A 13,886-nucleotide genomic window follows, 5' to 3' on the forward strand; every position below is an offset into this window, starting at 1 on the left:
CAACGCCTTCGCCTACACCCTCCCCCACGTGTTCCGGTCCCGCGCCATCCCGTGCAACGCCTCCACGTCCGCTGGTTTCAGCACCCCGCCCAGCCGGGCCAGACCCGTCAGCTCGGTGTCCTGCAGGATGCGTACCGAGCGCGGCGGGGCGGTCACCGTCACCTCGGCCGGACCCGCCAGGGCCAGTACCGGGCGGACCTCGGCGGTCAGGGCGTAGGAGGCCCGGTCGGCGACGGAGCGCAGCCGGCGCAGCAGCGGCTCGGCCTCGCGGCGGCCGACGGTGACCATCGGGTCGGCGACCTGGACCCGGGCCTTACGGGCGTACAGGGCGTGTACGGCGAACACGCCGCCGGGGCCGAGGAGCAGATGGTGGATGCGGTCGCCGCCGGGCAGGGATATGGAGTGCAGGGTGTGCCAGCCGGCGCCCTCCAGGCCGTCCAGGGCCGCTCCGACGGTCTCCTCGGCCGTCAGGGCGCGCCGGCGCGGGTCGGGGCGCAGGCGGCGGGCGGGGCCGGGGTCGCGGTCGAGGGCGACGAGCAGGGCCTCGCCGGGGCGGTTGGGGGCCAGGTCGTCGTCGGGGTGCAGGGTCAGCCGGGCGAGTTCCGCAGGGGTCGGGACCGGCGGCGGGCCCACGGTGACCGGGCCGGTCAGGAACGGTTTCAGGGCGTCCAGTACGTCGTCCCTGGCGTCCTGGCCGAGCAGGTTGACCCGGCCCGTCTCACGGTCGTACCAGGCGACATTGCTTCCGTCCGGGCGGCAGACGTACAGCCGTTCCCGGCCGTGCCGATAGGCCGGCACCACGCGCAGTGCGCTCATGCGCCATCACCCCTCGACCATGGGAACAGGAGGGGTGCTCCCGGGGCAAGACCGGTTACGGTGGAGGGCGGCCCCGCGAGGGGGAGTTGGGGAGGCGCCGTTGCGGAACCGCGGAAAGCAGCCCGACGTACCGGTTCCGGAGAGCCCGTGGAACGAGATCGTGCCCGGCCTGTGGATGGGCGGGCACGAGTTCCGGGGCCGCTCGGGACGGCCGGAGCTCGCCGTCGTACATGATGAGTTCGATGTGGTGCAGACGCTGCTGCGGCTGCCGGGGTACGGCCCCGATCCGGCGGTCGAGCACCATGTGTGGCCGATACCGGACGGCCCGCTGGACGGCACGCAGCTCGCCGGGGTGATCCGGCTGGCCCGGGCGGCGAACGAGGCGCTCGACGCCGGGCGCCGGGTCCTCGTGCGCTGTTACCACGGGTACAACCGCTCGGGTCTGGTCGTCGCGCACGCGCTGGCCCAGCGCGGGCATGCCCCGCCCGACGAGGTGATCCGGCTGATCCGGGCCCGGCGCTCGGCGTGGGCGCTGCACAACGAGCTGTTCGTGGAGTACCTGCGCGCGGGCCTGGCGACGGTGCGGCTGCTGGAGGAGCTGGCCGAGTAGCCCTGACGCCCGTGGAGGACCGCGGAGGAGCCTCTCTGGGCAGGCCGAGAGGCCCCGAGTAGCCTCTCCTCCAGCGTCACTCCCATGGATGCAAAAAGTACTTACATGGGAATTTACTCGTCTACGCATAGGGTGTACGGGGCCCGAGCGACCCCAGTGACCCCGACACCCCAGGAGCACCGTGCCAGCCCGCCGTCCCGCGCGCACCGCCCTCACCGCGGCCGCCGTCGCCCTGCTGTCGGTGACGGCGGTGGCCTGTGGGGACGCCGGCGGGCTGCGGAGCGCGGGCGCCACTCCGGCCGCCGTCAGCCCCGCCAAGCTCTGGCCGGACCTGCGCCCGGCGTCCAGCCCGGCGTACCCCTACGACGTGGCGACCAGGGAGGTCGTCAAGGGCATCACGGTCCCCGGCGACGACATCCGCAAGGTGGACCCGGTGGACGTGGTCGAGGCCGAGGTGAAGGCGCATCCGGACGACTACGGTTCGAAGGGGGCGTACCACGCGACCGTGGACCGGCTGAAGGACTGCCGGGCCGGCGGCGACCGGGCCCGCTGCCCGCTGCTGAAGCCGTACTACCGGGATCTCACCGGCGACGGCCGGGACGACATGACGCTGGGTTTCCGGCTCTACCCGACCAACCAGACGGGCGTGCGGGTCTACACCGTCGAGAAGCACAAGCTGGTGCAGGTGCTGGCCGACAACGACGCGATCCTCGGCGTGGAGCTGGCCGGCCGGTCACTGATCGAGCGTTCGCCGGCCGACATCTCCGGCTACGAGTACCGCACGACCTGGGTGTGGGACCCGGGGCAGCGCGCGATGGTGTTCTCCCGCGACGAGTACCTGCACACCGGCAACGGCCGGCACGCCCAGAAGCCTTCGCCCACGCCCTCGCCCAGGCCCACGCTCTCTCCCTCGCCGTCCACCTCCTCCTCGGCGGGCGCGCGGTGAGGCTCGCGCTGCCCCGCTGGGCCGGGCCGCTCGCCGTGAAGGCGGCCGTGTTCATCACGGTCATGTGCTGTGCCCTGGCCGCGCTGCTCGGCGTCCTGGTGCACGTCTCGGTGACCAACCAGACCGTCGGCCAGGCCCGCGGCAGGGCCCTGTCCCGCCTCGCGGACGCCACCGCGGCGTACGAGGCCGGGGACACGCTGATGCCGAACGCCGGGGTGGACCCCCCGGGGCTGCCCGCGCCGCTGCGCGCCCTGGCGGCGGCCGGCGCGCGCGGCACCATGGTCTCCCAGCACGACGGACGCCCGACCATGTGGGCGGCGGGCCCGGTGGCCGGGCACCGGGCGCTCGCCGTGGCGGTCGACTATTCGCAGCAGTCCCGCACCATCAGCGGGCTCGACAACTCGATCCTGTGGTCGTCGGTGCTCGCGATCGGGGCGACAGTGCTGGTCGGCGTGTTCGGGGTGACCCGGGTGACCCGGCGGCTGCACGGCACGGCCCGGGTGGCCCGGCGGATCAGCGCGGGCGACCTGGACGCGCGCGTCGAGGACCCCCGTACGAAGGATCCGTCCCGTCCGCAGGACGAGGTGGCCGCGGTGGCGGCGGCGCTGGACTCCATGGCGTCGAGCCTGCAGAGCAAGCTGCTGAGCGAGCAGCGGTTCACCGCGGACGTGGCGCACGAGCTGCGCACCCCGCTGACCGGGCTGCACGCGGCGGCGGAGCTGCTGCCCCCGGGGCGGCCGACGGAGCTGGTGCGGGACCGGGTGGCGGCGCTGCGCACCCTCACCGAGGACCTGCTGGAGATCTCCCGGCTGGACACCGGGCGGGAGAAGCCGGCGGTGGACACCGAGGACCTGGCGGCGCTGGCCCAGCGGGTGGTACGGGCCTCCGGCACCGACACGGAGGTGCGCGTCCTGGCCGACGCCCGGGTGGAGACCGACCGGCGGCGGCTGGAGCGGGTGCTGGGGAATCTCGTGGCGAACGCGCACAAGCACGGGCGGGCGCCGGTGGTGCTCACCGTGAACGGCGCGGTGGTGACCGTACGGGATCACGGGGAGGGGTATCCCGAGTACCTGGTGGCTCATGGGCCGCAGCGGTTCCGTACGGAGGGCGGGGCGACCGGGCACGGGCTGGGGCTGACCATCGCCATGGGGCAGGCGGAGGTGCTGGGGGCGCGGCTGTTCTTCGCCAACGCGGTGGACGGCGGGGCCGTCGCCACGCTGGTCCTGCCCGCGGTGGCGAGGCGGTAGAGAGCCCGGGGCCACCGGTGGTCCGCCGGGTGCGGGTCGTTCGTGGTTTCTCCCGTGGTTCCCCGCGCGCCTTTGGGGCGCACTGCCCGGTTTGGGTAGGTTCCGGGCATGACCAAGGCCGGAACCACCGGAACCACCGGAACCACCGTGGCGGCGGCGCGGACTTCCGCGGCCGTCGTACGTCTCCCCCGGCGCCGCGGCATCGAACTCGCCCTGATCGTGCTGGCCGTCCTGCTGTCGGTGTACGGCTACTGCGCGGTGGGGCTGGCGCGGACCGGTACCGTTCCGCCGGGGGCCGTCGGTTACGGCGCCGGGCTCGGTGTGCTCGCGCTGTCGGCGCATATCGCGGTGCGCATCCGGGCGCCGTACGCCGACCCGCTGTTCCTGCCGATCGGTGTGCTGCTCAACGGGCTCGGGCTGGTCCTGATCTACCGGCTGGACCGGGAGACCCCGCACGACCAGGCGGCCCCGGCCCAGCTCGTGTGGTCCACGCTCGGTATCGGGCTGTTCATCGGGGTGGTGCTGGTGCTGCGCGACCACCGGGCGCTCCAGCGGTACGCGTATGTGTGCGTGGCCGCCGCGCTCGGGCTGCTCGCGCTGCCGATCCTGTTCCCGGCGGTCAACGGCGCCCGGATCTGGATCCGGATCGCCGGATTCTCCATCCAGCCGGGCGAGTTCGCGAAGGTGCTGCTCGCGGTGTTCTTCGCCGCCTACCTGGCCGACAACCGCAACGCGCTCGCGTACTCGGGCCGCCGGCTGTGGCGGCTGCAGTTCCCGACCGGGCGGGTGCTCGGGCCGATCGTGACGATCTGGCTGCTGAGCGTCGGGGTGCTGGTCCTGGAACGGGATCTGGGCACCTCGCTGCTGTTCTTCGGGCTGTTCGTGGTGCTGCTGTACGTCGCCACGGGGCGGACCGGCTGGATCGCGGTCGGCCTGCTGCTCGCCGTCCTCGGTGCGGTGGCCGTCGGGCGGATGGAGCCGCATGTGAACCAGCGGATCGAGGACTGGCTGCATCCCTTCGCCACCATCGAGGCCGGGCGGGGACCGAACCAGCTCTCCCAGTCGCTGTTCGCCTTCGCCGCCGGCGGGATGCTCGGCACCGGGCTCGGGCTCGGGCACTCGGTCCTCATCGGCTTCGCCGTCAAGTCGGACTTCATCCTGGCCACGGCGGGCGAGGAACTGGGGCTCGCGGGGCTCGCGGCGATCTTCCTGCTGTACGCGCTGCTGGTGGAGCGCGGCTACCGGGCGGGCCTCGCCCTGCGCGAGCCCTTCGGCCGGCTGCTCGCGGTCGGGCTGGCGTCGATCCTGGCGCTGCAGGTGTTCGTGATCGCGGGCGGGGTCACCGGGCTGATCCCGCTGACCGGCATGGCGATGCCGTTCCTCGCCCAGGGCGGCTCCTCGGTGGTCACCAACTGGACGATCGTGGCGCTGCTGATCCGGGTGAGCGACTCGGCGCGCAGCCAGTACGACGGGCGGGAGGCACCGTGAGCGAGTACGCCGTAGAGGAGGCACCGTGAGCGACTACGGCGGTGGGCGGCCGATGGCGCGCTACATCCGGCACGCCTGCGCGTTCTGCGCGCTGCTGCTGGCGGCGCTGCTGGTCAACGCGGCCCGCGTGCAGGTGGTGCAGTCCCGGGTCTACGACGACAACCCCGCCAACCGGCGCGCCGAGATCGCCCGTTACGGCCATCCGCGCGGCGACATCGTGGTCGGCGACGAGCCGGTCACCGGCTCCGTGGACACCGGCGAGCAGCTGCGCTACGAACGCACCTACAAGAACGGCCCGTTGTACGCGCCGGTGACCGGCTTCGCCTCGCAGTCGTACGGCACCACGTTCCTGGAGCACGCCGGGGACGGGGTGCTCTCCGGCACGGACCCGCTGCTGTGGCCGCTGCCGCTGTGGAACGACATGACGCGCCGGCCCGGTCCGGCCGGCAACGTCGTGACCACGCTGAACCGGCGCGCGCAGGAGGCGGCGTACCGGGGGCTGGCCGGGCGCAAGGGCGCGGTGGCCGCGATCGAGCCGACCACGGGCCGCGTCCTGGCGCTGGTGTCGAGTCCGTCGTACGACCCCGGGGTGCTGTCGGGCAACGGCGAGGCGGTGACCTCGGCGTGGGCGCGGCTCAACCACGACCCGGAGAAGCCGATGCTCAACCGGGCGGTGCGGCAGACCTATCCGCCGGGGTCGACGTTCAAGGTCGTCACCGCGGCGGCGGCGCTGGACGCGGGGGCGGTCACCGACGTGGACGCGCACACCCACTCCCCCGACCCCTACTGGCTGCCCGGCACCAGGACGCGGCTGACCAACGAGGCCGACGGCTGCCGGGACGCCTCGCTGCGGTCGGCCTTCGAGTGGTCCTGCAACACGGTGTTCGCCAAGCTCGGTGTGGACGTCGGGGTGAAGGGCATGGCGGCCACGGCGGGGGCGTTCGGGTTCAACGACACCGGGCTGCGGATCCCCTTCTCCGTCGCGCCCAGCACCTTCGACCCGCACGTGGACCGGGCTCAGCTGGCGCTGGCCTCGATCGGGCAGTACAACACGCGGGCCACTCCGCTGCAGATGGCGATGGTCGCGGCGGCCGTCGCGGACCGCGGGCAGCTGTGGTCGCCGTACCTGGTGGAGCGGACGACCCGGCGCAACGGCGAGACGGTGGCGGGGAACGGGGCGCATCCGGTGCGGCAGGTGATCAACCCCTCGACGGCCGAACGGCTGAAGGAGCTGATGGCCGACGTGGTCCGGGAGGGCACCGGAACCCGGGCGGCCATCCCCGGCGCCCTGGTCGGCGGCAAGACCGGCACCGCGCAGCACGGGGTCGGCAACGCGGGTGTGCCGTACGCCTGGTTCGTCTCCTGGGCGCAGGCCGACAACTCCCTGGACCCGCAGGTGGCGGTCGCGGTGGTGGTGGAGGACGCCTCGGCGAACCGGGGCGAGATCAGCGGCGGCGGGAACGCGGCACCGATCGCGCGGGACGTGATGCGGGCGGTGCTCGGCCGGTGAGCACCGCCCGCGTCGCGTCCTGAACGGAGTGCGGAGGTCAGCCGATCGGCTTGACCGCCTCGGAACGGACCTTGAGGGTGTCCTTCGCGGCCGCCTCCAGGTCGATGTCCGACGGGCTCTGCGACGCGAGCGGCGTCACGGTGGCGACCGTGGCGCCCGTGTTGCCGTCGGCCCAGGCGCACATGGGCACGGTGAACTTCGTGCCCACCTGCTCCTGCGTCACGACCTCGCAGCTGATCGTCACGCCGCTCAGGTCGAAGTCCTTCGCGGGCACGGCGATCTTGCCGTTGGCGCCCTCGGCGGCGCCCGTCATCATGTTCCTGCGGGCCGCGTCGGTGTTCTTGAACCGGCCGTACATGCCCGAGACCACCAGAGTGCCCTTGGTCGCGTCGCCGTCCACGTTGTACGTGCCGACCACACCGTGCAGGTCCTTGGCGTCCCAGGCCCCGTGGGCCTCGTCCTCGATCTTCTTGCCCTCGGAGCCGGAGAGGTCCTGGGCCAGCCGGTACTTCCCGTCGAGCAGCGTCTGGGGCAGCGTGAGCTTGTTCTTCGCCTCGGGGAAGCCGCTCTCGACCGCCATCCCGATCAGGACGAGCACCACGACGACCGCCACGACGACGCCGCCCACGATGCCGAGGATCAGCCCGACCCGCCGCTTCCTCGGCAGCGGGGCCATGGGCGGCGCGCCCCAGCCCGGGTACGGCTGCTGGGCGTAGGGCTGCTGGGGCGGGTACGGCTGCTGCGGCGGGTACGGGGAGCCGTACGGGCCGGGGGCGGCCTGCGGGGGCTGCGGGCCGTACGGACCGGTGGCGGCGGCCTGCGGGGGCGGGCCGTACGGGTTCGGCGGCTGCTGGGGGCCGGCGGGGTACGACGGGCCGTTCGGGTACGGCTGCTGCGGGGGCGGAGGCATGGACACGCCAGCACGCTACTGCACACGGGTGAACGCCCCGACAGCCACCTCATCCCTCCACCGCCCCACCAGTTCACCCACCTCAGCCATCCGCCCGGCGAGCCGGGGGGCGTGCGGGGCTGAGGGCCGGCGGAAGGGAGGGGGGTGGCTGGGGCCCGGCCGAAAGGCGTGGGGCGGCCGGGCGTCGGGCGAACGGCGTGGGGCGGCTGCAGCAAAACCGAGAGGCGTGGGGCTGCTGGGCGTCGGGCGGACGGCGTGGGGCGGCTACGGTCCAACCGAAAGGCGTGGGGTTGCCGGGCGTCGGGCGAACGGGGTGGGCCCCGGCCTACCGCCGCCTCAGCCGTCCGGCATCTCGGCCGCCACCCGCGTCAGGCCTCCGCTGCCCCAGCCCTCCCCCCGGCCGACGGGGCGAAGCGTGCGGGGCTCGGGAGCCGGCGGAAGGGTCGGCCGCCACCCGCGTCAGGCCTCCGCTGCCCCAGCCCTCCCCCCGGCCGGCGGGGCGAAGCGTGCGGGGCTCGGGAGCCGGCGGAAGGGAGCGGGGGCGCCCGGGGTCCAACCGAAAGGCGTGGGGCGGCCAGGCGTCGGGCGAACGGCGGGTGGGCCCCGGCCCTCCATCGCCTCAGCCGTCCGCCATCTCGGCCGCCACCCCGTCAGGCCTCTGCTGCCCCCGACTCGATCGCCTCCCGGACCTCCGCGATCCGCTCGCGTTCCTCGGTGGCGAAGCGCTGGGCGTCCAACTGCTCGGCCAGTTCCTCGTCCTGGGCCATCAGCAGATCCAGGTTGGCGTCGCCCATCTCGAAGACGCCCATGTCCGCATAGGCCTGCTGGAGCCGCTTGCCCCACAGCCCGATGTCCTTGACGCAGGGCACGATCCGGCTGAACAGCAGCTTGCGGAACAGCTGCAGGAACTCCGAGCGCTCGCTGAGGGCCTCCGCCTCGGCCTTGGGGATGCCGAAGTTCTCCAGGACCTCCACGCCCCGGAGCCGGTCGCGCATCAGATAGCAGCCCTCGATGACGAACTCCTCGCGCTCGCGCAGTTCGGCGTCGGTGAGCTGCTTGTAGTAGTCCCGCAGCGCCAGCCGGCCGAAGGCCACGTGCCGGGCCTCGTCCTGCATGACGTAGGTCAGGATCTGCTTGGGCAGCGGCTTGTCGGTGGTGTCCCGGATCATTCCGAAGGCGGCCAGCGCGAGACCCTCGATGAGGACCTGCATGCCGAGGTAGGGCATGTCCCAGCGGCTGTCGCGCAGGGTGTCGCCGAGCAGGGACTGGAGGTTGTCGTTGATCGGATAGACGAGCCCGATCTTCTCGTGCAGGAACCGGCCGTAGATCTCGGCGTGCCGGGCCTCGTCCATGGTCTGGGTCGCGGAGTAGAACTTGGCGTCCAGATCGGGCACCGACTCCACGATCCGGGCCGCGCAGATCATCGCGCCCTGCTCGCCGTGCAGGAACTGGCTGAACTGCCAGGAGGCGTAGTGCCGCCGCAGCTCGCCCTTGTCCTTCTCCGTCATCCTGTCCCAGTACCTGGTGCCGTACAGGGTCATGGCCTCCTCGGGCGTGCCGAGCGCGTCGTACGGGTCGACCTCCAGGTCCCAGTCGATGCGCTGCTGCCCGTCCCACTGCTTGTCCTTGCCCTTCTGGTACAGGGCGAGCAGGCGTTCGCGGCCGTCGTCGTACTCCCAGCTGAACCGGGCGGCGCCGCTCGCGGGCACCTGCCAGGGGGAGTCTCCGGGGTCGTTGGCGTACAGGTCATGGGTCGGCATACCCCGCAGGCTCACACGTAGACGCGAAGTCAACAAGTCATGCGCAAGGGATTGACGGTCTTGCTGACAGGCAGTCTCATAAGAGACAGGACGACTACCCCCGGGTAACGAGGTGAGGGAGCCATGACGACCCTGACGGAAGCGGACGCGCTGGACGGTCTGCGCGATGCGCTCGGCCTGCTCAAGGACCGGGAGCAGGTGGCCGAACGGCTGCTCGCGTCCTCCGCCAAGCACTCCTTCGACCCGGACAGGGAACTGGACTGGGACGCGCCCTTCGAGGAAGGCAAGTGGTTCTGGCCGCCGGAACTGGTCTCGCTCTACGACACGCCGATGTGGAAGCGGATGAGCGAGGAGCAGCGGATCCTGCTCTCCCAGCACGAGGCGGCGGCACTGGCCTCCCTCGGCATCTGGTTCGAGATCATCCTGATGCAGCTGCTGGTGCGGCACATCTACGACAAGGCGGCGACGAGCGCCCATGTCCGCTACGCCCTCACCGAGATCGAGGACGAGTGCCGGCACTCCAAGATGTTCGCGCGCCTGATCTCGCACGGCGGCACGCCCTGGTACCCGGTCGGCAAGGTCCACCAGAACCTCGGCCGCCTCTTCAAGACCATCTCCACGACCCCCGGTTCCTTCACCGCCACGCTGCTCGGCGAGGAGGTGCTGGACTGGATGCAGCGGCTGACCTTCCCGGACGAGCGGATCCAGCCCCTCATCCGTGGCGTCACCCGCATCCACGTCGTCGAGGAGGCCCGGCACGTCCGGTACGCCCGCGAGGAACTGCGGCGCCAGATGGTGACGGCGCCGAAGTGGTCCCAGGAGTTCACGAGGATCACGTCCGGTGAGTTCGCGCGGGTGTTCTCGATCGCGTTCGTGAACCCCGACGTCTACACGAACGTGGGCCTGGACAAGCGGGAGGCCATGGCCCAGGTGAAGGCCAGCGGGCACCGCCGCGAGGTCATGCAGACGGGCGCGAAGCGGCTGACGGACTTTCTGGACGACATCGGTGTGCTGCGGGGAGTGGGACGGCGGCTGTGGAGGTCGTCCGGCCTGCTGGCGTAGGCGAGTGTGCCGACGTGAGGGGCGCGGGGCCGTATCGACGTGCGGCTCCGCCGCGCGGGCGCGACCAGCCACAACGGACCGGCAGACAAAAGACCGCCCCCCGAGCGGAGCGATTAGGCTGCGGTCCATGACCCCCGCCGCCACCCCCGCCTACCGCCGCCTGAGCGTCGAGGAGCGGCGAAGCCAGCTCCTCGCCGCCGCCCTGGGCCTCTTCGCCCACCGCGCCCCCGAGGACGTGTCGCTGGACGACGTGGCGGAGGCCGCCGGAGTGTCACGCCCCCTGGTGTACCGGTACTTCCCGGGCGGCAAGCAGCAGCTGTACGAGGCCGCGCTGCGCTCGGCCGCCGAAGAGCTGCAGCTGTGCTTCGACGAGGCCCGCGAGGGGCCCCTGCTGCCCCGCCTGTCCCGCGCCCTGGACCGGTATCTGAGCTTCGTCGACGAGCACGACACCGGGTTCAGCGCGCTGCTCCAGGGCGGCAGCGTGGTGGAGACCTCGCGGACCACGGCCATCGTCGACGGGGTCCGGCGGGCCGCCGCCGAGCACATCTACAGCCACCTCGGCGTCGCCGAGCCCGGCCCGCGGCTGCGGATGACCGTCCGGACCTGGATCACGGCCGTCGAGGCGGCCTCCCTGATCTGGCTGGACGAGGACAAGCAGCCCCCGGTGGAGGAGCTGCGCGCCTGGCTGGTGGAGCAGTTCGTGGCCGTACTCACCGTCACCGCGGCCCGGGACGAGCAGACGGCCGCCGTCGTCGGCGCGGTCGGCGAGGATGGCCGAGACTGAAGCGGTGAAGAGTCAGGAAACCCCCTTCGAGGGCGGCCCCATGGACGGGCGCGTGCTGCCGGTCATGGTCGGCCCCACCGGACACCCGCCGAAGACGTACCGCATCCCCGTCCCGGACCCCGAGGGCGGCCCGCCCACCGTGCTCGTCTACCGCAGGGTGCCGCGCGGGCACAGCAAGCGGCTGGGGCTGATCCAGGGATGGAAGTACCAGTACGACCCGGACGACACCTCCGGCGGACGGCTCAGGTGGCCCTGGTCGAAGCCCACCGCCACGCCGCCCGGTGAACCGGACGCCACGAACGAGTGACAGCTTGCGCCGAACCGCGCACGCCGGGAGCGCGCCCCGCACGGATACATCTGATTATCGCGGTGCGATAGGAGGCGACCAGCCCGCCCGCCGGGAATCCCTCCCCGCACCCGAGGTGATCACGTGTCAGGAATGCTCGTGCGCCTGGCCTGTACGACCGCGCTGGCGGCCCAGGCCGTGCTCGTGCCCGCACCCGCCGCGGCCGCACCGGACCCGCAGCGGCCCGGTGCGGGTCCGCAGAGGTCCGTGTCCCAGCTGCTGACGGACCTTCAGCAGCTGTACCGCCAGGCCGAACAGGCCACCGAGACGTACAACGCCACGGCCGAGAAGCTGAAGCGTCAGCGCGCCGAGGTGGCCCGCCTCGACGGCGAACTGGCCCGCACCCGGCTCGCCCTGCAGGACAGCCGGGCCGACGCCGGCCGGCTGGCCCGCCGGCAGTACCAGAGCACCGGCGGTCTCGGCCCGTACGTCCGCCTGCTCCTCGCGCCCGATCCGCAGGACGCGCTGGACGAGAGCCATGTCATCGGCGAACTGGCCCGTGTGCAGGCCCGCACGGTGCACCGGCTGACCGCCGCGGAGAAGCAGCGGGACACCCTGGCCCGGGCCGCCCGCAAAGCCCTGGACGCCCAGCTCACCCTCGCCGACCAGCAGAAGAAGCAGCGCGACGAGGTGCGGGGCAAGCTGGGCGATGTGGAGCGGCTGCTGGCCACCCTGACCCCGGGCCAGCTGGCCGCGGTCGCCGCGCTGGAGCAGCGGGGCGTCACCGAGGCCCAGCACAAGCTCGTCACCGCGGGCTCCCTCCCCGCGAACCGCGCCGCCTCCGCCGAGGGCGCCCGCGCGGTGCGCTACGCCCTGTACCAGCTCGGCAAGCCGTACATGTGGGGTGCGGAGGGCCCCGACGGCTACGACTGCTCGGGCCTCACCTCCGGGGCCTGGCAGTACGCGGGCAGATCCATCCCCCGCACCAGCCAGGAGCAGTGGCGGCGCCTGAAGCACATCCCGCTCGGCGACCTCCGCCCCGGTGACCTGGTGGTGTACTTCCCGGACGCGACCCACGTGGCGATGTACGTGGGCGACGGCAAGGTCGTACAGGCACCGAGGCCCGGAGCGAACGTCCAGCTGTCACCGCTGGCGTCCAACCCGGTGCTCGGTGCCGTACGACCGGACGATCAGGCTCCCGCGACCGACGCCAGATAGGCGGCCGTCTTCTCCGGGTCGTAGAAGAAGTTCTCGAAGTCGGCCGGGTCGTCGAAGGCGTTGGCGAAGCGGTCGGCCACGGGCTGGAGCCCGCCGGCCGCGCCGATGAGGTTCAGGATGTGCTCCGGCGGCGGCATGAGCATCGCGTTCGTCCACTTGGTGACGTGCTGCGCGGTGTTCCAGTACCGGTCGAACGTGGCCTGCATCCACTCCTCGTCGAACGGCTTGTCACCCTGCTCCAGGATCGACGCGAGGTACGCGGCCGCGCACTTGGACGCCGAGTTGGAGCCCTGGCCGGTGATCGGGTCGTTGGCGACGACGACGTCCGCGACGCCCAGGACCAGGCCGCCGCCGGGCAGCCGGCCGATGGGGTTGCGCACCGTGGGGGCGTAGCGGCCGGCCAGCGTGCCGCCCGCGTCGGTCAGTTCGACCTCGGTCGCCCGCGCGTACTCCCAGGGCGTGAACTTCTCCATGAGTTCCAGGGTCAGGGAGAGGTGCTCCGCCGGGTCCTTGACGCCGTTGAAGACGTCGAGCGGGCCGCCGGGTATGCCCTCCCAGAACAGGATGTCGGCCGGTCCGGAGGTGGTGAGCGTCGGCATGACGAACAGCTCGCCGACACCGGGGACCAGGTTGCAGCGGACGGCCGCGAAGTCCGGGTGCTCCGGGCGGGGGCCGAGCCCGTGGACGTACGACACCGCCAGCGCGCGCTGCGGCTCGCTGTACGGGGAGCGCGAGGCGTCGCGGCCGAACATCTGGACCAGCTCACCCTTGCCGGCGGAGACCAGGACGAGGTCGTAGGTGCGGGAGAAGTAGTCGAGGTCGCCGACGGCCGCGCCGTGGATGACCAGCTGGCCGCCGCGCTGTGCGAAGGTCTCCATCCAGCCGGCCATCTTCACCCGCTGGTCGACCGACTGCGCGTACCCGTCCAGCCTGCCCACCCAGTCGATGGCCCGCTGGGTGGGGCCCGGGTCGTGCGAGCCGGGGGCCGCGACCGAGACGCCGAGTCCTTCGATCTTCGGGGCCTGGGACTCCCAGAAGTTCAGCTTCAGATCGCGCTCGTGCTGCAGTGCCGTGTGGAACATGCACTGCGTCGACATGACCCGGCCGGTGCGGATCTCGTCCGCGGTCCGGTTCGACATCAGGGTGACCTCGTAGCCGTGCGACTGCAGGCCGAGGGCGAGCTGGAGACCGGACTGGCCGGCTCCGACGACGAGTATCTTCCGCATGCGGGTGGGGACTCCTAACGGGT

At 72.5% G+C, this 13,886-nt stretch carries 13 protein-coding genes; 9 read left to right on the forward strand and 4 right to left on the reverse strand.

Annotation, left to right across the window (positions count from 1 at the left end; genetic code table 11):
- Positions 1–12: 12 nt before the first annotated feature.
- A complete protein-coding gene (locus tag ACWDEN_RS25045; protein ID WP_450860168.1) occupies positions 13–816 on the reverse strand; it encodes a nuclease-related domain-containing protein in 804 nt (267 codons plus the stop codon).
- Between the two features lie 100 nt (positions 817–916).
- On the opposite strand from ACWDEN_RS25045, the gene ACWDEN_RS25050 reads away from it, so the two are divergent.
- From ACWDEN_RS25050 to ACWDEN_RS25070, 5 genes are all read left to right on the forward strand, one after another.
- The gene (locus tag ACWDEN_RS25050) at positions 917–1,426 is read left to right on the forward strand and encodes a protein-tyrosine phosphatase family protein (protein ID WP_351612682.1); all 510 of its coding nucleotides are present in this window, start codon (positions 917–919) and stop codon (positions 1,424–1,426) included.
- A 181-nt stretch (positions 1,427–1,607) separates the two neighbouring features.
- Positions 1,608–2,372 carry a hypothetical protein gene (locus ACWDEN_RS25055; RefSeq protein WP_351612680.1) on the forward strand — a complete coding sequence of 255 codons (765 nt, stop codon included), beginning with the start codon at positions 1,608–1,610 and terminating at the stop codon, positions 2,370–2,372.
- Positions 2,369–3,619 (forward strand): HAMP domain-containing sensor histidine kinase, encoded by a 1,251-nt coding sequence (locus tag ACWDEN_RS25060; protein ID WP_351612678.1) that lies wholly within the window; start codon positions 2,369–2,371, stop codon positions 3,617–3,619. Before ACWDEN_RS25055 ends, ACWDEN_RS25060 begins: the two co-directional genes overlap by 4 nt.
- A 108-nt stretch (positions 3,620–3,727) precedes the next feature.
- On the forward strand, positions 3,728–5,107 hold the full coding sequence (locus ACWDEN_RS25065) for an FtsW/RodA/SpoVE family cell cycle protein (RefSeq protein WP_351612675.1): 1,380 nt from the start codon (positions 3,728–3,730) through the stop codon (positions 5,105–5,107).
- Between the two features lie 52 nt (positions 5,108–5,159).
- Positions 5,160–6,617 carry a penicillin-binding transpeptidase domain-containing protein gene (locus ACWDEN_RS25070; protein ID WP_351612761.1) on the forward strand — a complete coding sequence of 486 codons (1,458 nt, stop codon included), beginning with the start codon at positions 5,160–5,162 and terminating at the stop codon, positions 6,615–6,617.
- A 37-nt stretch (positions 6,618–6,654) separates the two neighbouring features.
- Here the strand turns inward: ACWDEN_RS25070 and ACWDEN_RS25075 are convergent, their stop codons facing one another.
- Together ACWDEN_RS25075 and ACWDEN_RS25080 are read right to left on the reverse strand one after the other, a co-directional pair.
- A complete protein-coding gene (locus ACWDEN_RS25075; protein WP_450860190.1) occupies positions 6,655–7,527 on the reverse strand; it encodes a hypothetical protein in 873 nt (290 codons plus the stop codon).
- A 650-nt stretch (positions 7,528–8,177) separates the two neighbouring features.
- The gene (locus ACWDEN_RS25080; protein ID WP_351612672.1) at positions 8,178–9,287 is read right to left on the reverse strand and encodes a ferritin-like domain-containing protein; all 1,110 of its coding nucleotides are present in this window, start codon (positions 9,285–9,287) and stop codon (positions 8,178–8,180) included.
- Between the two features lie 123 nt (positions 9,288–9,410).
- On the opposite strand from ACWDEN_RS25080, the gene ACWDEN_RS25085 reads away from it, so the two are divergent.
- From ACWDEN_RS25085 to ACWDEN_RS25100, 4 genes are all read left to right on the forward strand, one after another.
- Positions 9,411–10,349 carry an AurF N-oxygenase family protein gene (locus ACWDEN_RS25085; protein ID WP_351612669.1) on the forward strand — a complete coding sequence of 313 codons (939 nt, stop codon included), beginning with the start codon at positions 9,411–9,413 and terminating at the stop codon, positions 10,347–10,349.
- Positions 10,350–10,476: 127 nt separating this feature from the next.
- Entirely contained in the window at positions 10,477–11,133 is a 657-nt protein-coding gene (locus ACWDEN_RS25090) for a TetR/AcrR family transcriptional regulator (protein WP_450860169.1), read from the forward strand.
- A gap of 4 nt (positions 11,134–11,137) precedes the next feature.
- The gene (locus ACWDEN_RS25095) at positions 11,138–11,440 is read left to right on the forward strand and encodes a hypothetical protein (RefSeq protein WP_450860170.1); all 303 of its coding nucleotides are present in this window, start codon (positions 11,138–11,140) and stop codon (positions 11,438–11,440) included.
- 123 nt (positions 11,441–11,563) lie between these two features.
- Positions 11,564–12,637, forward strand: a complete 1,074-nt coding sequence (locus ACWDEN_RS25100; RefSeq protein ID WP_351612661.1) for a C40 family peptidase — start codon at positions 11,564–11,566, stop codon at positions 12,635–12,637.
- Here the strand turns inward: ACWDEN_RS25100 and ACWDEN_RS25105 are convergent.
- Positions 12,610–13,863 carry a styrene monooxygenase/indole monooxygenase family protein gene (locus tag ACWDEN_RS25105; RefSeq protein WP_351612658.1) on the reverse strand — a complete coding sequence of 418 codons (1,254 nt, stop codon included), beginning with the start codon at positions 13,861–13,863 and terminating at the stop codon, positions 12,610–12,612. The two genes, ACWDEN_RS25100 and ACWDEN_RS25105, sit on opposite strands and share 28 nt — an antisense overlap.
- Positions 13,864–13,886 lie beyond the last annotated feature (23 nt).

The organism is Streptomyces sp. NPDC001153 (genome assembly GCF_053598315.1).